20 protein-coding genes are annotated in these 18,655 nt (G+C 72.8%); 3 read left to right on the top strand and 17 right to left on the bottom strand.

The genetic code is table 11. The features are described from left to right. Positions 1–25: 25 nt before the first annotated feature. The 5 genes from ACFVS6_RS17345 to tsaB all read right to left on the bottom strand — a co-directional run bounded on the left by ACFVS6_RS17345 (position 26) and on the right by tsaB (position 3,404). On the bottom strand, positions 26–688 hold the full coding sequence (locus ACFVS6_RS17345) for a hypothetical protein (RefSeq protein WP_389704616.1): 663 nt from the start codon (positions 686–688) through the stop codon (positions 26–28). Positions 689–825: 137 nt separating this feature from the next. Beyond that, entirely contained in the window at positions 826–1,098 is a 273-nt protein-coding gene (locus ACFVS6_RS17340; protein ID WP_389704615.1) for a hypothetical protein, read from the bottom strand. After that, positions 1,095–2,240 (bottom strand): tRNA (adenosine(37)-N6)-threonylcarbamoyltransferase complex transferase subunit TsaD, encoded by a 1,146-nt coding sequence (gene tsaD / locus ACFVS6_RS17335; protein WP_389704614.1) that lies wholly within the window; start codon positions 2,238–2,240, stop codon positions 1,095–1,097. Before tsaD ends, ACFVS6_RS17340 begins: the two co-directional genes overlap by 4 nt. After that, positions 2,233–2,715, bottom strand: coding sequence for a ribosomal protein S18-alanine N-acetyltransferase (gene rimI, locus ACFVS6_RS17330; protein ID WP_281204277.1), 483 nt, complete (start codon positions 2,713–2,715; stop codon positions 2,233–2,235). Before rimI ends, tsaD begins: the two co-directional genes overlap by 8 nt. A gap of 26 nt (positions 2,716–2,741) precedes the next feature. Then, the gene (gene tsaB / locus ACFVS6_RS17325; protein ID WP_389704613.1) at positions 2,742–3,404 is read right to left on the bottom strand and encodes a tRNA (adenosine(37)-N6)-threonylcarbamoyltransferase complex dimerization subunit type 1 TsaB; all 663 of its coding nucleotides are present in this window, start codon (positions 3,402–3,404) and stop codon (positions 2,742–2,744) included. Positions 3,405–3,541: 137 nt separating this feature from the next. On the opposite strand from tsaB, the gene ACFVS6_RS17320 reads away from it, so the two are divergent. Beyond that, positions 3,542–4,099 carry a hypothetical protein gene (locus ACFVS6_RS17320; protein WP_389704611.1) on the top strand — a complete coding sequence of 186 codons (558 nt, stop codon included), beginning with the start codon at positions 3,542–3,544 and terminating at the stop codon, positions 4,097–4,099. Positions 4,100–4,278: 179 nt separating this feature from the next. Here ACFVS6_RS17320 and ACFVS6_RS17315 read toward each other — a convergent pair whose 3' ends face one another. The 8 genes from ACFVS6_RS17315 to ACFVS6_RS17280 form a co-directional block, all read right to left on the bottom strand. Beyond that, positions 4,279–4,464 carry a hypothetical protein gene (locus ACFVS6_RS17315; RefSeq protein ID WP_389704609.1) on the bottom strand — a complete coding sequence of 62 codons (186 nt, stop codon included), beginning with the start codon at positions 4,462–4,464 and terminating at the stop codon, positions 4,279–4,281. Positions 4,465–4,659: 195 nt separating this feature from the next. Next, positions 4,660–5,208: a tRNA (adenosine(37)-N6)-threonylcarbamoyltransferase complex ATPase subunit type 1 TsaE gene (gene tsaE / locus ACFVS6_RS17310; protein WP_389704709.1), complete on the bottom strand. Its 549-nt coding sequence runs from the start codon at positions 5,206–5,208 to the stop codon at positions 4,660–4,662. After that, the gene (locus ACFVS6_RS17305) at positions 5,165–6,340 is read right to left on the bottom strand and encodes an alpha/beta fold hydrolase (RefSeq protein WP_389704607.1); all 1,176 of its coding nucleotides are present in this window, start codon (positions 6,338–6,340) and stop codon (positions 5,165–5,167) included. The genes tsaE and ACFVS6_RS17305 overlap by 44 nt, the downstream gene beginning before the upstream one ends. 17 nt (positions 6,341–6,357) lie before the next feature. Continuing rightward, positions 6,358–7,506, bottom strand: coding sequence for an alanine racemase (gene alr, locus ACFVS6_RS17300; protein WP_389704605.1), 1,149 nt, complete (start codon positions 7,504–7,506; stop codon positions 6,358–6,360). Positions 7,507–7,609: 103 nt separating this feature from the next. After that, entirely contained in the window at positions 7,610–9,022 is a 1,413-nt protein-coding gene (locus ACFVS6_RS17295; protein WP_389704604.1) for an NAD(P)H-hydrate dehydratase, read from the bottom strand. Between the two features lie 46 nt (positions 9,023–9,068). Then, the gene (locus ACFVS6_RS17290) at positions 9,069–9,437 is read right to left on the bottom strand and encodes a holo-ACP synthase (RefSeq protein ID WP_389704602.1); all 369 of its coding nucleotides are present in this window, start codon (positions 9,435–9,437) and stop codon (positions 9,069–9,071) included. Between the two features lie 26 nt (positions 9,438–9,463). Next, positions 9,464–11,311: a glutamine--fructose-6-phosphate transaminase (isomerizing) gene (glmS, locus tag ACFVS6_RS17285; protein WP_389704601.1), complete on the bottom strand. Its 1,848-nt coding sequence runs from the start codon at positions 11,309–11,311 to the stop codon at positions 9,464–9,466. Positions 11,312–11,442: 131 nt separating this feature from the next. Next, positions 11,443–12,216: a hypothetical protein gene (locus tag ACFVS6_RS17280; RefSeq protein WP_389704599.1), complete on the bottom strand. Its 774-nt coding sequence runs from the start codon at positions 12,214–12,216 to the stop codon at positions 11,443–11,445. 311 nt (positions 12,217–12,527) lie between these two features. Between ACFVS6_RS17280 and coaA the strand changes: the two genes are divergently transcribed. Together coaA and ACFVS6_RS17270 are read left to right on the top strand one after the other, a co-directional pair. Further along, positions 12,528–13,547 carry a type I pantothenate kinase gene (gene coaA / locus ACFVS6_RS17275; protein ID WP_389704598.1) on the top strand — a complete coding sequence of 340 codons (1,020 nt, stop codon included), beginning with the start codon at positions 12,528–12,530 and terminating at the stop codon, positions 13,545–13,547. Positions 13,548–13,592: 45 nt separating this feature from the next. Further along, complete coding sequence (locus tag ACFVS6_RS17270; RefSeq protein WP_389704596.1) at positions 13,593–14,555, top strand: DUF389 domain-containing protein; 963 nt, start codon at positions 13,593–13,595, stop codon at positions 14,553–14,555. 13 nt (positions 14,556–14,568) lie between these two features. On the opposite strand, the gene glmM is transcribed toward ACFVS6_RS17270, so the two are convergent. The 4 genes from glmM to ACFVS6_RS17250 all read right to left on the bottom strand — a co-directional run bounded on the left by glmM (position 14,569) and on the right by ACFVS6_RS17250 (position 18,574). Then, positions 14,569–15,927 (bottom strand): phosphoglucosamine mutase, encoded by a 1,359-nt coding sequence (glmM, locus tag ACFVS6_RS17265; RefSeq protein WP_389704594.1) that lies wholly within the window; start codon positions 15,925–15,927, stop codon positions 14,569–14,571. Between the two features lie 135 nt (positions 15,928–16,062). Further along, positions 16,063–16,578: a 30S ribosomal protein S9 gene (gene rpsI / locus ACFVS6_RS17260; protein WP_281204242.1), complete on the bottom strand. Its 516-nt coding sequence runs from the start codon at positions 16,576–16,578 to the stop codon at positions 16,063–16,065. Between the two features lie 42 nt (positions 16,579–16,620). Then, complete coding sequence (rplM, locus tag ACFVS6_RS17255; protein WP_073912858.1) at positions 16,621–17,064, bottom strand: 50S ribosomal protein L13; 444 nt, start codon at positions 17,062–17,064, stop codon at positions 16,621–16,623. A gap of 232 nt (positions 17,065–17,296) precedes the next feature. Further along, positions 17,297–18,574: a glycosyltransferase family 87 protein gene (locus ACFVS6_RS17250; RefSeq protein WP_389704591.1), complete on the bottom strand. Its 1,278-nt coding sequence runs from the start codon at positions 18,572–18,574 to the stop codon at positions 17,297–17,299. Positions 18,575–18,655 lie beyond the last annotated feature (81 nt).

Raw genomic sequence — 18,655 nt, 5'->3', positions numbered from 1 at the left:
GGAGCCCCGGCCCCGCCGGGTTCCGTCAGTACGCCGTGTCCCGGAGCACCGGCACGGGCGGTCGGGCGGCCCGTACGGGGCGGCCGGAGCAAGCCAACCGGCGGTGGTGCACGCCCGCCCTGGCCAGCCCCAGCAGGCCGGTGATCCACAGGATCATGCCGAGCCCCATGAAGTAGGCGACCTCGCCGTACGCGTGCTCCCCCGGCCGCACCTCGGACGCGGCCGCGAAGGCCACCCGGAGCCCGGTGGCGCCCAGGGCGAGCGAGCCGGTCAGCCACACCAGGCTCCGCCCGGGCGCGCGCAGCCCGCTCCCGGTGGCGGCGGGGTCCCGCCCGGCTTCGAGCCAGGCGCACAGCAGTCGGCTGAGCTGCCGTTCCTGCCGGACGCCGCGGACGAACCAGGAAGCGGCCGGTACCAGCACGCCCAACCCGATCAGGCCGAAGACGAACCCGAAGAAGCACGAGAGCGGGTCGCCGGATTCGAAGGCGGTGACGGCCATGCCGACGAAGGTCCAGCCGATCACGAACAGCGCGGCGACGGCCCAGAGCAGCAGCAGCCGCCCCAGGCCCAGGTTGCGCCGGCCCAGGTCCGCCAGGAACCGCGCCCGGTCGGCCCGTACGGCGCCCTCGTCCAGCCACTCGCGCAGGTGCGCGGGCGGCGGCGGGGGCGGGAGGTCACGACGAGGCATGGACATGACCATAGCGGCAGCCGGTACAGCCCCACCGGAGCCCTCTTCGACCCCCGATCCAGCCACCGCCACCCGGCCCGACCCACGATCCGACCACCGAATGCCGGGCGCGGCCCGACCCGGCCCGGCCCCCGGCATCAGCCGCCCGTGACCTCCACCGACTCGAACCGCCACCTGTGCACGGCCCGTGTGATCAGGTCGGCGGCCGGTTCCGGCAGCTCGGGCAGCTCCGTCGCCGTGCCCTCGGCGGCCTCCCACCAGGTGACCACCAGCACCCGGTCCTGGCCGGCCCGCAGCACCTCGCGGCGCACCGGCTCGCGGGCCAGGACCTGGGCCCGGGCCCACTCCAGGAGCTCGTTGCCCCGGCCCTCGACGGCCCGGGCCTCCCACATCAGCGCGACGGTGCTCACGAGTAGAGGTTGTCCTTGCTGAGCTCGTGCACGTGGTCGTGATCATGCCCGTGACCGTGACCGTGCGAGTGCCCGTGCCCGTCGCCGTCCCCGTGCGACGCCCCCGGGACGTGCGGTTCGGTCACCGGCAGCGAGGAATCGGCGGACAGGTCCCAATCGGATGCGGGCCGGTTCCGCTTGACCATCTCGGCGCCCAGCGCCGCGACCATCGCGCCGTTGTCCGTGCACAGCTTGGGCCGCGGCACGCGCAGGATGATCCCCGCGTCGTCGCAGCGCTCCTGCGCGAGCGAGCGGAGCCGGGAGTTGGCGGCGACACCGCCGCCGATCATCAGGTGGTCGACGCCCTCGTCCTTGCAGGCGCGGATCGCCTTGCGGGTCAGCACGTCCACCACCGCTTCCTGGAAGGAGGCGGCCACGTCGCGCACCGGGACCTCCTCGCCCGCCTTCCGCTTCGCCTCGATCCAGCGGGCGACGGCCGTCTTGAGGCCGGAGAAGGAGAAGTCGTACGCCGCGTCGCGCGGACCCGTCAGGCCGCGCGGGAAGTTGATCGCCCGGGGGTCGCCCTCACGGGCGAGCCGGTCGATGACCGGGCCGCCGGGGAAGCCGAGCTGGAGCACCCGGGCGATCTTGTCGAAGGCCTCGCCGGCGGCGTCGTCGATGGTGGCGCCGAGCGGACGGACGTCCGAGGTGATGTCCGGGGCCAGCAGCAGCGAGGAGTGGCCGCCGGACACCAGCAGCGCCATGGTCGGCTCGGGCAGCGGCCCGTGTTCCAGCTGGTCGACGCAGATGTGCGAGGCGAGGTGGTTGACCCCGTAGAGCGGCTTGCCCAGGGCGTACGCGTACGCCTTCGCCGCCGAGACGCCCACCAGGAGCGCCCCCGCGAGGCCCGGCCCGGCGGTGACCGCGATGCCGTCGAGGTCGCGGGCGCTGACGCCGGCTTCCTTCAGGGCGCGCTCGATGGTGGGGACCATGGCCTCCAGGTGGGCCCTGGAGGCGACCTCGGGCACGACGCCGCCGAAGCGGGCGTGCTCGTCGACGCTCGACGCGATGGCGTCCGCGAGCAGGGTCGTGCCGCGGACGACGCCGACGCCGGTCTCGTCGCAGGAGGTCTCGATGCCGAGGACGAGAGGTTCGTCAGCCATTGCTCTCACTGCTCTCAGTTCGTGCTTGTGCGGGGTCGGTCAGTCGCATCACGAGCGCGTCGACGTTCCCGGGCTGGTAGTAGCCGCGGCGGAAGCCGATCGGTTCGAAGCCGAAGCGCTCGTAGAGCCGCTGGGCACGGGTGTTGTCGACCCGGACCTCCAGCAGCACCTCGGCGCATTCGAAGGCGGTCGCGGCGCGCAGCAGTTCGGACAGCAGCCGGGCCCCGAGGCCGGTGCCCCACTGCTCGCGGGCGACCGCGATGGTCTGTACGTCGGCCAGGTCACCGGCGGAGGCCAGCCCGGCGTAGCCGGCCAGGCGGCCGGTCGCCGGGTCCTCGGCGACGACGTAGCGGCGGGTGGCGTGCGGGCCGCGCGCGTGGGCGAGTTCGGACCAGAACATGCCGGCGGACCAGGCGTCGTCGGGGAAGAGCTCGTGTTCGAGCTCCAGCACCGGGTCGATGTCCCACCAGCGCATCTCGCGCAGCGCGGGGGTCTCGGGGGTCACTTCGGGGTGACCACCTTGTAGTTCTTGGGCACCTGGGCGTCGGGCCGGCGCAGGTAGAGCGGGGTGGGCGGGAGGAACTCGACGCCCGCCGCGAGCCGCTCGGCGGCCAGGGCGGCGAGGGAGGCCGCCGACTGGTGCTCGGGGGCGCGCGCGTCCGCGAACACCTCGGGGTAGAGGTGGGCGCCCTGGCCCACGGCGGGCAGTCCGGCGACGTGCTCGGCGATGTCGGCCGGGCGGTCCACGGCGGGCTCGCCGGTCCGGGTGCGGGGGTCCTCGTACCGGGCCCAGTAGACCTCCTTGCGCCGCGCGTCGGTGGCGACGACGAAGGGGCCCTCGATGCCGGCGGCGCCCGCGGCGTACGCGAGGCCGTCGAGGGTGCACAGGCCGTGGACCGGGACGCCGAGGACGGAGGCGAAGGTGGAGGCGGTGACGAGGCCGACGCGGAGCCCGGTGTAGGGGCCGGGGCCGACGCCCACGACGATGCCGGTGACGGCTTCGAGCTTCACCCCGGCCTCGGCGAGGACCTTGTCGACGGAGGGCAGCAGGAGCTCCCCGTGACGGCGGGCGTCGACCTGGTTCGACTCGGCGAGGACGGACTCCCCGTCGTGCAGGGCGACGGTGACGGCGGGCGTGGCGGTATCTACAGCGAGCAAGAGCACGCGAACAGCCTACGACTCCCGGGCCCCCGGGCCTTGCGGCCGGGGCGGCGGGCGGTCCTGCTGCTACCTTTCGACCGGGGTTATCGCACCCAAGTCCGGACGCAGGTCCACACACAGGCGCGGAGAGGTGGAGCAAGGTGGCACGCAGCAGCTCGGGAATCGTGGCCGGGCTCACGGTCGCGGCAATCGCCGCCGTCGCGTTCCTCGGCTACCAGGCCTCGGCGACCGCGCCGGCGCTCCCCCCGAAGGCGGCTCCGTCCGCTCCCGCCACGCCCGCCCCCGACCAGGCGCAGGCCCAGCAGCCGGCGAAGCCGGGGGCCCTGCCGGCCGATTCCGGGGCCGGGACGCGCGTCGTGTACTCGCTGGGTCAGAAGCGGGTGTGGCTGGTCACGGAGGGTGCTCCGGAGCCGCGGACCTTCACGGTGGTGCCGAGCACGGTGAACCCGGCGCCCGGCAGCTACGCGGTCACCTCGCGCTCGGGTTCGGTCACCGGCACGGACGGGGTGCCGATCGAGCACGTCGTGCGGTTCACCAGCACCGAGGGCATCGCGGTCGGCTTCAGTGCCCGTGTGGACGGTGCGACGCCCGCGCCGGACGTGGCGAAGAAGACCGGCGGCATCCGCATGGCGCGTGCGGACGGCGACGCGATGTGGGCGTTCGCCACCATCGGCGCGAAGATCATCGTCGTTCCCTGACCCGAAGCGCTCCGACCGGCGCGACGCCCTCCGGCGACGACGCGACGCCTCGACCGATGGTGCGACGTGCTCGCCCGATCACGCGGCGCCCTCCGCCCGATGACGCGACGTCGCCCGGCCGACCGGCGGTCTCCCGACCGCCCCGCCGCCTCCCGACGCGCTTTCACCCGTACGTGGTATCAGGCCGCTTCCGACTCCGGGGCGGCCTGTTCGCCGTGCGCGGGGGCCACGGCGACGGGGCGCGGTGCTTCCGGGGCCCGGCCGAGCCACGAGGGTGGGGTCGAGACCGCCGTGGCGGCCGCGCCCGCCGCGAGCAGGACCCGCATGGACACGACGGGCGCTCGCTCTGCTCCTGCTACCGACATGGCTGCCTCCTGAACCCCGGGCCACCGTACTTAGGTAAACCTAACCAGTGCTGAGTACCATGTGACCACGCAGCCCGCCGGAAGCGCAATGTTTTTCCCGACGACTTGTCGGTACCTTTTCGCGCGAGGAGCCCCGGCCGGACGCCCGGGACGCTCCCCGGCCGACCGATCCCGGGCGCCGACGCGGACCGGGCCCTACGCCAGCTCCGCCAACCCCGCTCCGACCCAGCGCGCCCCGACGCCGCGCACCGCGACCTCGCGCACGTCGTCCAGGACCTCCTCGTGCCCCACCGCACGGCCGATGACCACGTGCAGGCGGTCGTCGGAGAGCTCCTCCACCTTGCCGTCGCCCCATTCGACGACGACCACGGACTCGGGCAGCGAGACGTCGAGGTCCAGGTCCTCCATCTCGTCGAGCCCGCCGCCCAGCCGGTACGCGTCCACGTGCACCAGCGCCGGTCCGTCGGCCAGGGGCGGGTGCACCCGGGCGATCACGAAGGTCGGGGAGGTGACCGCCCCGCGGACGCCGAGCCCCTCACCGAGGCCCCGGGTCAGGGTGGTCTTGCCGGCGCCGAGCTCGCCGGTCAGCAGGACGAGGTCGCCGGGGCGCAGCAGGCCGGCGATCCTGCGGCCCAGGTCCTGCATGGAGGCGGGCGAGTCGACGGTGATCAGGGTTTCGGCGGCGGTTGCGGCGAGGACCTCAGCGGCCGGGCTGCGCGGCGCTTCCCGCGGTACTTCTTCCATCATGCGTCCCAACGTTAGCCGCTGCGGGGAGGGCTCCCGCGCGCGCCAGGAGGCCGGTCAGCAGCCCGGTCACGATGTCGGGGCGCTCCAGCATCATCAGGTGCCCGGTGCCTTCCAGCACCACCAGTTCGGCGGCCGGCAGCGTCTCCTTGATGGCGACGCTGTGTTCGGGCGGGGTGATCATGTCCCGGTCGGCGGCGATGACGGTGACCGGGATGTCCGCGAAGCGTTGGAGGGCGGCGGTCTTGTCGTGGATCTGGAACGCCGGGTAGAACGCGGCGACGACGTCGATCGGGGTCGCCTCGATCAGCCGCTCGGCGAAGCGGGCGACGCCGGGGTCCACGTCCCTCGAACCGAACGAGTACATCTTGATCATGCCCGCGAAGAGGTCGGCGGTGGCCCGCCGGCCCCGCTCGACGAGTTCGGTCTGGGAGCCGAGGGCCTTGAGCACGCCCGGGAGCATGCGGCGTACGGCGCCCAGGCCGTAGGCGGGCAGTCCGTACGTCACCTCGTCGAGGCGGCCGCTGGAGGTGCCGACGAGCGCCACGCCGACGACGCGGTCGCGCACCAGGTCGGGGAACTGCTCGGCGAGGGCCATGACGGTCATTCCGCCCATCGAATGGCCGACGAGGACGAGGGGGCCCTCGGGGGCGGCGGCGTCGATGACGGCCTTGAGGTCCCGGCCGAGTTGCTCGATGGTCACCGGCACGCCCTCGGCCTGGGCGACGCCCCGAGCGCTGCGGCCGTGGCTGCGCTGGTCCCAGTAGACGCTGCGGACCACGCCGCGCAGGGCGGCGCGCTGGAAGTGCCAGGAGTCCTGGCCGAGGCAGTAGCCGTGGCAGAAGACGACGGTGGCGCCGGCGGTGGCCGTGCGGCGCGGGCGCCGCTTCTTGCCGTCGTCGGGCAGTTCGTCGATCTCGTAGTGGAGTTCGGTGCCGTCCTCGGCCCGGCAGGTGCCCTCGGTGCCGCGCAGGGAGCCGTAGTCGCCGGCCGCGTCGAGCGCGAGGCGCGCCTTCATCCGGATGCCGCGTCCGACGGTGATCCGTTCGACGGCGACACCGGCCGCCGCGCCCGCCGCCAGCACGCCGATGGCCGCACCGGCCCAGCCGGCCTTGCGCCAGTTCTCGCTCATGCCGTCGCCGTCCTCACTCAGCCGCCCAGGTACACCCGGGGGACCCGGCCTCCGATACGGGTGACGATCTCATACCCGATCGTATGTGCCGCTTGAGCCCAGTCCTCGGCGGTGGGTTCGCCCCGTTCGGCGTCACCGAACAGGACGGCCTCGTCCCCGGCGCGGACCGTCGCGGCCCCCGGGTCGGATCCGAGGTCGACGACGAACTGGTCCATGGCGATCCGCCCGGCCGCGTGGTGGATCCGGCCGCCGACCAGGACGGGCCCGGCGTCGGAGGCGTTGCGCGGGAAGCCGTCGGCGTACCCGGCGGGGATCAGCGCGAGCGTCGTCCCGGACTTGGTGACGTGGTGGTGGCCGTAGCTCACGCCGTGCCCGGCGGGAACCGTCTTGACCAGGGCGACGGACGCCCTGACGGTCATGGCGGGGCGCAGGCCGAGCTGGGCGGGGGTGCCGAGTTCGGGCGCCGGCGAGACGCCGTAGACGGCGAGGCCGGGGCGGACGAGGTCGAAGTGGCTCTCGGGGAGGGTGAGCGTGGCCGGGGAGTTGGCGATGTGCCGCACCTCGGGGTCGACGCCCTCCTTCTCCGCGTACGCGAGCATGTCGCGGAAGGCGGTGAGCTGGAGCTGGATGGACGGGTGACCGGGCTCGTCGGCGCAGGCGAAGTGCGACCAGACGCCGGTGACGTGGACGGTGCCCTCGGCCTGGGCGGCGACGGCGGCGCCGACCAGTTCCGCCCAGTCGGCGGGCTGGCAGCCGTTGCGGCCGAGGCCGGTGTCGGCCTTGAGCTGGACGCGGGCGGGGCGGCCGGCGGCGCGGGCCGCGGCCCGGACCTCGTCCAGGGCCCACATCGCGCTGACGGACACGTCGATGTCGGCCTCGATGGCCTCCCGCCAGGGGCCGCCCGGGGTCCACAGCCAGCACAGCACCGGTCCTTCGATGCCGGCGGCGCGCAGTTCGAGCGCTTCCTCGGGGGTCGCGGTCCCGAGCCAGTCGGCGCCGGCCTCCCGGGCCGCCCGGGCGCAGGGGACGGCCCCGTGCCCGTAGGCGTTCGCCTTGACGACGGCCATCAGCCGGGAACGGGGCGCCCGCGCGCGCAGCGCGCGCACGTTCTCCCGTACTGCGTCAAGGTCGATCTCGGCGTACACGCGCGTCGGAGTCTCGTTCATCGGGGTCAGTCTCTCAGAACCGCCCCGTACCGCCCGCCCCGCACCGGTCGCGGTACGGGGCCAATCCGGCCCTCCGGGACAAACTTCCCGCTCGGGCGGCGCGTCAGCGCAGGACGTCGCGCCACGCGTCGGGCAGGGCCCGCGCCACCTCGTGGGCCGTCACCGGGGCTCCGGCCGAGGCGCGGCGGGCGGCGAGGCCGTGCAGGTACGCCGCCACCGATCCGGCGTCGGCCCCGCCGAGCCCGGCCGCGAGCAGCGATCCGGCCAGCCCTGACAGCACGTCACCGCTGCCGGCGGTCGCCAGCCAGGGGGTTCCGGTCGGGTTGACCCGGACGGGGGCCGTGCCGGCGGCCACCAGCGTGGTCGATCCCTTCAGCAGGACCGTCGCCCCGTACCGCGCGGCCAGCGCCCGTACGGAGGCCAGCCGGCCCGCCTCGACCGCCGCCCGGTCCACTCCGAGCAGGGCCGCCGCCTCCCCCGCGTGCGGGGTCAGCAGGGTCGCCGCCCGGCGTGCGCGCACCACGGCCGGGTCCAGTCCGCGCAGCCCGTCGGCGTCGACGAGGACCGCCGCGTCCCGGTCGGCCAGCGCCTCGGCGACCTCGGCGCCGCGCCCGTCGCCGATGCCCGGCCCGACCACCCACGCCTGCACCCGGCCGCGTCCGATCAGGGTCTCCGGGTACCGCGCGAGGACGGCCTCCGCGACGGCCGGGGGGCCCACGTACCGGACGGCGCCGGCGCCGCCGCGCAGCGCTCCGGCGACGGCCAGGACCGCCGCGCCCGGGTAGCGGTCGGACCCGGCGACGACGCCGACGACGCCCCGCCGGTACTTGTCGCTCGACGCCGTCGGGGCCGGCAACAGCCGCGCCGTGTCGGCGTGTTGGAGGGCCTCCAGGTCGGGGGCGGGCAGCTCCAGCCCGATGTCCACGAGCCGGACGGCGCCGGCCAGCGACGCCCCCGGGTCGATGAGCAGTCCGGGCTTGTACGCCCCGAAGGTGACCGTCGCCCCGGCCGTGACGGCCGGGCCCGCCGTCTCCCCGGTGTCGGCGTCGACGCCGCTGGGCAGGTCCGCGGCGACGACGAGCGCGCCGTCGGGCACGCGTTCCGCGAGGGCCGCCGCCGCCGGGCGCAGCCCGCCGCGGCCGCCGATGCCGAGCAGCCCGTCCACGACGAGGTCCGCCCGCGCGGGGACGACCCGGGCGAGTCGCCCTCCGGCGGCCCGCAGGGCGGCGAGCCCGCCCGCGTGCACCCGTTCGGGGTCCAGCGGCACGGCCGTCACCCCGGCGCCGCGCCGGGCCAGGCGGGCGCCAGCGTACAGGGCGTCGCCGCCGTTGTCGCCGGGTCCGACGAGCAGCACGACCTTCGCGCCGTAGACCCGGCCACGGCGCCGCGTGAGCAGACCCGCGCAGACGACGGCCAGTCCGGCCGCCGCCCGGGCCATGAGGGTGCCTTCGGGCAACCGGGCCATCAGCTCGCGCTCGGCGGCCCGTACGGTCTCCACGCTGTAAGCAGTACGCATGCCCCCAGCGTGCCCGAAGGACGCCGCCCGGGGCCCGGAACAGGTCCTAGCCCTCGGCGATCACCACGGCCGACGCGACTCCGGCGTCGTGGCTCAGCGAGATGTGCCAGGACTTCACCCCGAGGGCCGCGGCCCGCGCGGCGACCGTCCCGGAGACGCGCAGCCGGGGTCGGCCGCTGTCCTCGACGTACACCTCGGCATCGGTCCACAGCAGTCCGGCGGGCGCTCCGAGTGCCTTGGCGAGGGCTTCCTTGGCGGCGAAGCGGGCGGCGAGCGAGGCGGTTCCGCGTCGCTCGCCGCTCGGCAGTGTCAGCTCGGATTCGAGGAAGAGGCGGTGCGCCATGTTCGGCGTGCGCTCCAGCGCGGCGCCGAACCGCTCGATCTCGGCAACGTCAATCCCCACACCGACAATCACAGCAACGAACCAGCCCTACTGATCGCTCACTCCACGGTCACCGACTTGGCGAGGTTACGCGGCTGGTCGACCTCGTTGCCGCGCGCGGTCGCCAGTTCGCAGGCGAAGACCTGGAGCGGCACGGTCGCCACCAGCGGTTGGAGCAGGGTGGGCGTCGCGGGGATCCGGATCAGGTGGTCGGCGTACGGGACGACGGCCTCGTCGCCCTCCTCCGCGATCACGATGGTCCGCGCCCCGCGGGCCCGGATCTCCTGGATGTTCGACACGATCTTGTCGTGGAGCACGGACCGGCCGCGCGGCGACGGTACGACGACCACCACCGGCAGGTCCTGCTCGATCAGCGCGATCGGCCCGTGCTTGAGCTCGCCCGCCGCGAAGCCCTCGGCGTGCATGTACGCGAGTTCCTTGAGCTTGAGCGCGCCCTCCAGCGCGACCGGGTAGCCGACGTGCCGGCCGAGGAACAGCACGGTGTCCTTGTCGGCGAGGGAGCGCGCGAGGGCCCGTACGGGCTCCATCGTCTCCAGCACGGTGTCCACGGCGGCGGCGATGTCCGAGAGCTCCCGGATCACGGCCTGGATCTCGTCGCCCCACTTGGTGCCGCGGACCTGCCCGAGGTAGAGGGCGACGAGGTAGCAGGCCACCAGCTGCGTCAGGAACGCCTTCGTGGAGGCGACGGCGACCTCGGGGCCGGCGTGCGTGTAGAGCACGGCGTCCGATTCGCGCGGGATGGTGGAGCCGTTCGTGTTGCAGACGGCCAGCACCTTGGCGCCCTGCTCGCGGGCGTGCCGCAGCGCCATCAGGGTGTCCATGGTCTCGCCGGACTGCGAGATCGCGATGACGAGCGTCCGCTGGTCGAGGATCGGGTCGCGGTAGCGGAACTCGCTGGCCAGTTCGGTCTCGCAGGGGATGCGGGTCCAGTGCTCGATGGCCAGCTTCGCGATCATGCCCGCGTGGTAGGCCGTGCCGCAGGCCACGATGACGACCTTGTCGACCTCGCGGAGCACCGAGGTGGGGATGCGGACCTCGTCGAGGGTCAGCAGGCCGCTGCCGTCGATCCGGCCGAGGAGGGTGTCGGCGACGGCCTTCGGCTGCTCGGCGATCTCCTTGAGCATGAAGTAGTCGTAGCCGCCCTTCTCGGCGGCGGAGGCGTCCCAGTCGACGTGGTACGCCCGCACCTCGGCGGGCGCCCCGTCGAAGTCGGTGACCACGACCCCGTCGCGGCGCAGTTCGACGACCTGGTCCTGGCCGAGTTCGATCGCGGAGCGGGTGTGCGCGATGAAGGCGGCGACGTCCGAGGCGAGGAAGTTCTCGCCCTCGCCCACGCCCACCACCAGCGGGGAGTTGCGGCGTGCGCCGACGACGACGTCCGGCTGGTCGGCGTGCACCGCGACCAGGGTGAAGGCGCCCTGGAGCCGCCGGCAGACCCGGCGCATGGATTCGGCGAGGTCCCCCCACACCGCGAACTGCTCGGCGAGCAGGTGCGCGACGACCTCGGTGTCGGTCTCGGACTCCAGCCGGTGCCCGCGTTCGGCCAGTTCGCCGCGCAGTTCCGCGAAGTTCTCGATGATTCCGTTGTGGACGACGGCCACCCGGCCGGAGTTGTCCAGATGGGGATGGGCGTTGACGTCGGTGGGCCCTCCGTGGGTGGCCCACCGGGTGTGCCCGAGGCCGGTGGAGCCGGCCGGCAGGGGCTGCCCGACGAGTTCCTTCTCCAGGTTGACCAGCTTGCCGGCCTTCTTGACGTTGGCGAGTTCCCCGTCGGCGAGCACGGCGATGCCCGCCGAGTCGTAGCCGCGGTACTCCAGCCGCTTCAGTCCGGCGATGACCACATCGAGCGCCGATTGCGCTCCTACGTAACCCACAATTCCGCACATAGGCGGCAGCGTACGCCGATGTGCGCCCCGTGCCCCGTACCCGAACAGGACGAAAACCCCGCTCCGGGGAATCCACCGGAACGGGGTCGACGACCTGTTCGAACACGCGCGCCCGGTCGGGCGCGCACGGCTCAGCCCAGCTTCTTGACCTGTGCGTCGACGACGGTCTTCGGCTGCTCGGCCTTCAGGCCCCAGGTGTAGAAGGTGGCCAGCGTGTTGCCCTTGCGCACGGCCACGAAGTGGGTGGCGGACTTGTCGCCGTCCTCCAGGTCCATGGGCGCGGCGTAGGACACGGCCTCGTCGCCACCGGTGACGGCGGCCCCCGGGGCGACGGCGCCGAACTTCACCTTGTCGCCGTCCGAGGTGATGGTGAAGCCGGCGGCGCAGGCGGTGGCCGCGGTCTTCACGGCGGCGAGGGCCTCCTCGGCGCCCTTGCTGTCGTAGGAGGTGACGGTGACCAGGGTCTGGGAGCCGCCGATCGCCTTCAGCGTGGCCTCGACCCTCTGCTCGGCGGTGGCGTTCGCCGGCAGTTCCTTGGGCTTGTCCTTGGAGCCGGTGCGGCCGAGGCCGGTGGCCGCGCCGGGCTTCTGCGACGCCATGATCTGGACCAGCGGCTTGCAGGCGGCGTTCTCGGCCTCGGCCGGCATGGCGACGACCTTGGCGGCGCTCTCGGCCGAGACGACCTGGTCCGCGAGGTCGGCCTGGGTGACGACCAGCGCCGCGACCTCCGCGTCCGACTTGCCCTTCGCGCCCGGCGCCGCCGAGGACGCCGCGCCACTGGCGGCGGCCGACGGCTTGGCGTCCTTCTTGGCGTCGGAGTCGCCGGAACCGCAGGCGGTGACCAGCAGGCCCAGGGACAGCGCGGAAGCGGTCAGGACGGTACGACGGACGAGTGCGGTACGCACGATGGATCTCCCCCATGAGTCACGACGAGCAGCAGGGCAGCCCGAGCGGCGCCCCGCCGGACGGGGCGCGCATCGAAGGCCGCGATGACGATCAATGTACGGGCGCCGATCGATCGCACGATCGGGATCACGGGCCGCTCCGGCAATCGTGATGCTGACGAGACTTCCCGGGATTCCGATCGATACCTGCTCGCGCACAACCCTGCACACTTGCGCCGAAACCATGTCTGACCTGCCCCGATCCGTCCCGGACCGGCCGACGTGACCGACCCCACCACCCACGGACGCCCCCGAGCCCCGACAATGGCCCTGTGATCACATCGCCGACGCGTGGCACGCCGGAGCGCGGGGCGGAGCGCACCGGCCCCCGCCGGGCCCCCGACGCCTCCCCGTACGTCGACCTCACCCGGGCGGAGTGGAGCGCGCTGCGCGAGCGCACGCCACTTCCCCTCACCGCGGACGAGGTGGAGCAGCTGCGCGGTCTGGGGGACGTCATCGACCTCGATGAGGTCCGGGACGTCTACCTGCCGCTGTCCCGGCTCCTGAACCTGTACGTCGGGGCGACCAGCAACCTGCGCGGCACCCTGAACACCTTCCTCGGTGACGCGGGCAACGGACACGGCGCCCAGCAGGGCACCCCGTTCGTCATAGGCGTCGCCGGTTCGGTCGCCGTCGGCAAGTCCACCGTGGCCCGTCTGCTCCAGGCGCTGCTGGCCCGCTGGCCGGAGCACCCCCGGGTGGAGCTGGTCACCACGGACGGCTTCCTGTACCCGATGAAGGAGCTCCAGCGCCGCGGGCTGACCTCCCGCAAGGGCTTCCCCGAGTCCTACGACCGGCGCGCGCTGACCCGGTTCGTCGCCGACATCAAGGCCGGCAAGGACGAGGTGACGGCCCCCGTCTACTCCCACCTGATCTACGACATCGTCCCGGACGAGCGGCTCGTGGTGCGGCGCCCGGACATCCTCATCGTCGAGGGCCTCAACGTCCTCCAGCCGGCGCTGCCGGGCAAGGACGGCCGGACCCGCGTCGGGCTCGCCGACTACTTCGACTTCAGCGTGTACGTCGACGCCCGCCCGGAGGACATCGAGCGCTGGTACCTGGGCCGGTTCCGCAAGCTGCGCGCGACCGCGTTCCAGAACCCGTTCTCGTACTTCCGCAAGTACACGCAGGTCTCCGAGGAGGAGGCGCTGGAGTACGCGCAGACGATGTGGCGGACCGTCAACAAGCCGAACCTGATGGAGAACGTGGCTCCCACCCGCGGCCGCGCCACCCTCGTGGTGCGCAAGGGTCCGGACCACAAGGTGCAGAAGCTGAGCCTGCGCAAGTTGTAGCGGCGCGGGCCGGCGCGGCGGGTCCGCTTCGCTAGGGTGCGGGGCATGCTGCACCTGCGGATGATCACCCCGCCGGACCGGACGGACGCGGTGGTGGCGATCGTCGAGAAGACGGTCGGAACCACCCATCTGGTCGTGCTGAAGGGCGCGGCCCGGATTCCGCCCGGCGACCTCGTGCTGTGCGACGTCGCCCGCGAGGCCGGGGACGAGCTGCTCCAGGAGCTCCAGGAGCTGGGGGTCGACGCGGACGGGTCGATCGCCGTGGAGAACATCGACCTGTCGCTGTCGCGGCGGGCCGACGCCGCCGAGGAGGAGGCTCCGGGCGAGGCCGCCGACGCCGTGCTGTGGAAGCAGTTGACGGAGGCCACCCACGAGGAGTCGACGCTCACCATCACCTACTGCGCGTTCATGATCCTCGCGACCATGATCGCGGCCTGTGGCGTGCTGCTCGACAACGCGATCCTGATCGTGGGCGCGATGGCGGTCGGCCCGGAGTTCGGGCCGCTCGCCGGGGTGTGCGTCGGCGTCGTGCAGCGGGAGCGGCGGCTCGCGCTGCGGTCCCTGTCCGCGCTGCTGATCGGCTTCGCGGCGGCGATGGCCGCCACCACCCTCTTCACCCTGGGCATGGACGCGATCGGCCAGTTCGAGCCGGGCATGTTGGACCGGCCCCGCCCGAACACCGGGTTCATCTGGCAGCCGGACCCGTTCTCCTTCGTGGTCTCGCTGCTGGCGGGCATCGCCGGGGTGCTGTCCCTGACCTCCGCGAAGTCGGGGGCGCTGGTCGGCGTCGCCATCTCGGTGACGACCGTCCCGGCCGCCGCGAACGCGGCCGTGGCCCTCGGCTACGCGGAGTTCGCCCAGATGTGGGGCTCCGTGGAGCAGTTGCTGCTCAACCTGGGCGGAATCATGCTGGCCGGCGTCCTGACCCTGTACGGGCAGAAAGCACTGTGGCGGACCCAGCAGGGACGCTGGATCCGCCGGGCCAAGGGCGGTGCCCCGGGCCGTTGAGGCGTGCGGGCCGTCAGCCGAGCGCCGACTTCACCACGTCCGCGAGCCGCCCGGCGACCGCGCGGGCCTGCTCGATGTCGGCGGCCTCCACCATCACCCGTACGAGCGGCTCCGTGCCGGACGGACGGAGCAGCACCCGGCCGGTCGTACCGAGCTCGCGCTCGGCCTCGGTGACCGCCGCGGCCAGCTCGCCCGAGGTCGTCACCCGGGACTTGTCCACGTCGGGCACGTTGATCAGGATCTGCGGCAGCCGCGTCATCACACCGGCCAGCTCGGCCAGGGACCGGCCGGTGGCCGCGATCCGCGCCGCCAGCAGCAGGCCCGTCAGGGTGCCGTCGCCCGTCGTCGCGTGGTCGAGGATGATCACGTGGCCGGACTGCTCGCCGCCCAGCGCGTAGCCGTGCTCCTTCATCGACTCCAGCACGTAGCGGTCGCCGACCCCGGTCTGCACGACCTGGATGCCCTCGGCCTCCATCGCCAGCTTGAAGCCCAGGTTCGACATGACGGTGCCGACCACGGTGTTCTCGCGCAGCTGGCCCGCCTCGCGCATGGCCAGGGCGAGCACCGCGAGGATCTGGTCGCCGTCGACCTCCGCGCCCGTGTGGTCCACGGCCAGGCAGCGGTCGGCGTCACCGTCGTGGGCGACGCCGAAGTCGGCGCCGTGCTCCACGACGGCCTGCTTCAGCAGGTCGAGGTGGGTGGAGCCGCAGCCGTCGTTGATGTTCAGCCCGTCGGGCTCGGCGCCGATGGTGACGATCTCCGCGCCGGCGCGGGCGAAGGCCTCCGGGGACACGTACGCCGCCGCGCCGTGCGCCTCGTCGAGGACGACCTTGAGGCCTTCGAGACGGTTGGGCAGGACGCCGATCAGGTGGGCGACGTACTTGTCGAAGCCCTCGGTGTAGTCGGAGACCCGGCCGACGCCGGAGCCGGTGGGCCGGTCCCAGGGCGCGCCCGTGCGGTGCTCCTCGTAGACCGACTCGATCCGGTCCTCCAGGTCGTCGGCGAGCTTGTGCCCACCGCGCGCGAAGAACTTGATGCCGTTGTCGGGCATCGCGTTGTGGCTGGCGGAGAGCATCACGCCGAGGTCGGCGCCCAGCGCACCGGTGAGATACGCCACCGCCGGGGTGGGCAGCACACCGACGCGCAGGACGTCCACGCCGGCGCTCGCGAGGCCCGCGACGACCGCGGCCTCCAGGAACTCGCCCGACGCACGCGGATCGCGGCCGACGACCGCGGTGGCCCGGTGGCCCGCGAAGGTACCCGCCTCGGCCAGTACGTGTGCGGCCGCCACGGAGAGGCCGAGCGCGAGCTCGGCCGTCAGATCCGCGTTGGCAACGCCTCGTACACCGTCCGTCCCGAAGAGTCGTCCCACTGTTGTCCTCCCGAGTTCACGCTTCGCTTGTGACCGCTAGTGACAGGTATTTGCCGGCTATGGCGGTAAACGAACCGCCCCGGCAGCACAGAGAGTGCTGCCGGGGCGGTTTCGTTGCAGAACAGCAGGCGCAGATTAACGCTTGCTGTACTGCGGAGCCTTACGGGCCTTCTTGAGACCGGCCTTCTTGCGCTCGACCGCACGGTCGTCGCGGGAAAGGAAGCCGGCCTTCTTCAGCGCCGGGCGGTTGTTGTCCACGTCCGCCTCGTTCAGCGCACGGGCGACACCGAGGCGCAGGGCACCGGCCTGGCCGGAGACGCCGCCACCCGAGATGCGGGCGATGACGTCGTAACGGCCGTCGAGCTCCAGGAGCTTGAAGGGCTCGTTGACTTCCTGCTGGTGCACCTTGTTGGGGAAGTAGTCCTCAAGGGTGCGACCGTTGATCTTCCACTTGCCGGTGCCCGGAACGATCCGGACACGGGCGATGGCGTTCTTGCGACGGCCCAGGCCGGCGGCCGGCTGGGGGTCACCGAAGCGACCGGCAAGCGACTCGGAGGTGTAGTCGCCCTCGGCGACAACCTCGGACTCGGTGGTGTACTCCTCGACGCCCTCGAACTCTTCGACGGGGGTCTCGGCGGTGGTCTCGGCCACGATGCTCCTCAGAATTTTCTACGTCTTAGGGGGTGGCCGGAACTACTGCGCGACCTGGGTGATCTCGAACGGCACCGGCTGCTGGGCAGCGTGGGGGTGCTGGTCGCCCGAGTAGACCTTCAGCTTCGAGAGCATCTGCCGGCCCAGGGTGTTCTTGGGGAGCATGCCCTTGATGGCCTTCTCGACGGCCTTCTCCGGGTTGTTCGCCAGGAGGTCGTCGTAGCGCACCGAACGGAGACCGCCCGGGTAACCCGAGTGGCGGTACGCCATCTTCTGGGTCGCCTTGTTGCCGGACAGGTGAACCTTGTCGGCGTTGACGATGATGACGAAGTCGCCCATGTCCATGTGGGGGGCGTAGGTCGGCTTGTGCTTACCCCGCAGGAGGGCAGCGGCCTGGGTCGCCAGACGGCCGAGGACAACGTCCTGGGCGTCGATGACGAGCCACTGGCGCGAGATGTCGCCGGGCTTGGGGCTGAACGTACGCACGCGTATGCCTTCGCTTCTTCAGTGGTGGTATCCCAAGGGCGCAAGCCCCACGGGAAGGTCCTGACAGGGTCACCACGGACGATCACGACAGCCCTCGTTCGCATCGGGGACGCAACCCGTGCGCGAACTGCTGGTCATCGGTCCGGTGGACCGGCGCAAGGCCTTTCACGTGAGAATGAGAAAGCCAATACGCATAACAAACCAGCAGGATACCCAGCAGACCCGAGACGGGTCAAAACGCGGTCCGCGATGCCGATTCTGCTGGCGTCGCGGCGCACTCCGGTTCGGTCCTGGGTGGGGACCCCGCAGTTGTTACAGGGACCAGGGTAACCCGACCCGGACGCAGCGCACGACGCGCCAGCAGGAACGCGAGCCCGCACAGGGTCACCGCGTCCCGGAACGCCCGCCGCTTGCGCTCCACCTCGGAGGGCCACGGGATGCCGGCCGTCTGGGGCACCAGGGCCACCCAGAACCAAGGCGTACGGGGCATCGAGCCCTCCCGCACCCCCGACGCCAGCAGCAGCGGCAGCACCACCAGCAGGTAGTGGTCGAAGGACGGACGCGACACCAGGAATGCGGCGAGCATCACCATGCAGGCCGTCTCCACCAGCCGCATCTCCCCCGCGTCCGCGTCGGGCGCGCGCCACCGCGTCCACGCCGCCCACAGCCCGGCCGCGGCCCCCGCGAACGCCAGCAGCACCGCCACCGGGACCGGCACCCCCAGCCGCGGCAGCACCGCGATCGGCGAGGCGTCCCACGGCAGGGCGTAGGAGTCCTGCCCCTGGAAGAGGAAGGGCAGCGTCTTGGTGAAGAACAGCGTCGGACTCGGCATCATCAGCGCCCCGACCAGGGACATCCCCACCGGCACCAGGACCGCAACGGCCAGCCCCCGCCACTGCCGGGCCAGCAGGAAGAGCAGCCCGATCGGCACCAGCATGGGCTTGCAGGCGATGGCCAGCCCCACCACCAGCCCGGCCGCGCCCCACGAACGCCGGTGCGCCAGCAACAGCGCCACCGGCAGGGCCGCCGCCGAGATCGCCGTCCAGTTTCCGATCAGCACGAGGTTCGCGTACGGCTTGTGGGCCAGCGCCAACAGACCGAGGCCGCCCACCGCGAAGCGGGAGCACAGCGGCACCGAGAACAGCCTCAGCGCCGCCCACCACCCCACCCCGACCAGCCCCGAGATGCCCGCGGGCAGCAACCAGCGCAGCACCTCCGTCGGCAGCAGCGCCTCCGGCACCGCCATGATCACCGCACTCGGCAGGTAGAGGAAGCGTTTGTCCTCGTACGGGGAGATCCCCGCCATCAGGGCATCGGCGGCCTTGACGACGAAGGCGTTGTCCGACCCCCAGTTGGAGCGCAGGCTCGACGACACGGCGACCGTCAGGAGGACCACCAGGGAGGCGACCCGCAGGGACCGCGGAGCCGGCCTCAGCAGCCAGGAGGTCAGCCGGTCCCCCGAATCCGGGCGGTCCCACTTCACGAGCCAGGTGCTAGGCCGCAGCCCCACGACGCCTCCCCCTCGACCGGCGCGGAAGGTGGTCGCCCCTCAGCGCACGCGCTCAACCCGACGTTCGACCCGGACGGGACC

This window comes from Streptomyces sp. NPDC057939 (assembly GCF_042887545.1).
Classification (GTDB): domain Bacteria; phylum Actinomycetota; class Actinomycetes; order Streptomycetales; family Streptomycetaceae; genus Streptomyces.
This window is presented reverse-complemented; position numbering and strand designations above follow the sequence as displayed.

What these genes read in the sequence shown, in the direction of transcription:
- ACFVS6_RS17345 (WP_389704616.1), bottom strand. Translation starts at nt 688, where the DNA reads ATGCCTCGTCGTGACCTCCCGCCCCCGCCGCCGCCCGCGCACCTGCGC.
- tsaD (WP_389704614.1), bottom strand. Translation starts at nt 2,240, where the DNA reads ATGGCTGACGAACCTCTCGTCCTCGGCATCGAGACCTCCTGCGACGAG.
- rimI (WP_281204277.1), bottom strand. Translation starts at nt 2,715, where the DNA reads ATGCGCTGGTGGGACATCGACCCGGTGCTGGAGCTCGAACACGAGCTC.
- ACFVS6_RS17315 (WP_389704609.1), bottom strand. Translation starts at nt 4,464, where the DNA reads ATGTCGGTAGCAGGAGCAGAGCGAGCGCCCGTCGTGTCCATGCGGGTC.
- tsaE (WP_389704709.1), bottom strand. Translation starts at nt 5,208, where the DNA reads ATGGAAGAAGTACCGCGGGAAGCGCCGCGCAGCCCGGCCGCTGAGGTC.
- ACFVS6_RS17305 (WP_389704607.1), bottom strand. Translation starts at nt 6,340, where the DNA reads ATGAGCGAGAACTGGCGCAAGGCCGGCTGGGCCGGTGCGGCCATCGGC.
- alr (WP_389704605.1), bottom strand. Translation starts at nt 7,506, where the DNA reads ATGAACGAGACTCCGACGCGCGTGTACGCCGAGATCGACCTTGACGCA.
- ACFVS6_RS17295 (WP_389704604.1), bottom strand. Translation starts at nt 9,022, where the DNA reads ATGCGTACTGCTTACAGCGTGGAGACCGTACGGGCCGCCGAGCGCGAG.
- glmS (WP_389704601.1), bottom strand. Translation starts at nt 11,311, where the DNA reads ATGTGCGGAATTGTGGGTTACGTAGGAGCGCAATCGGCGCTCGATGTG.
- ACFVS6_RS17270 (WP_389704596.1), top strand. Translation starts at nt 13,593, where the DNA reads ATGCTGCACCTGCGGATGATCACCCCGCCGGACCGGACGGACGCGGTG.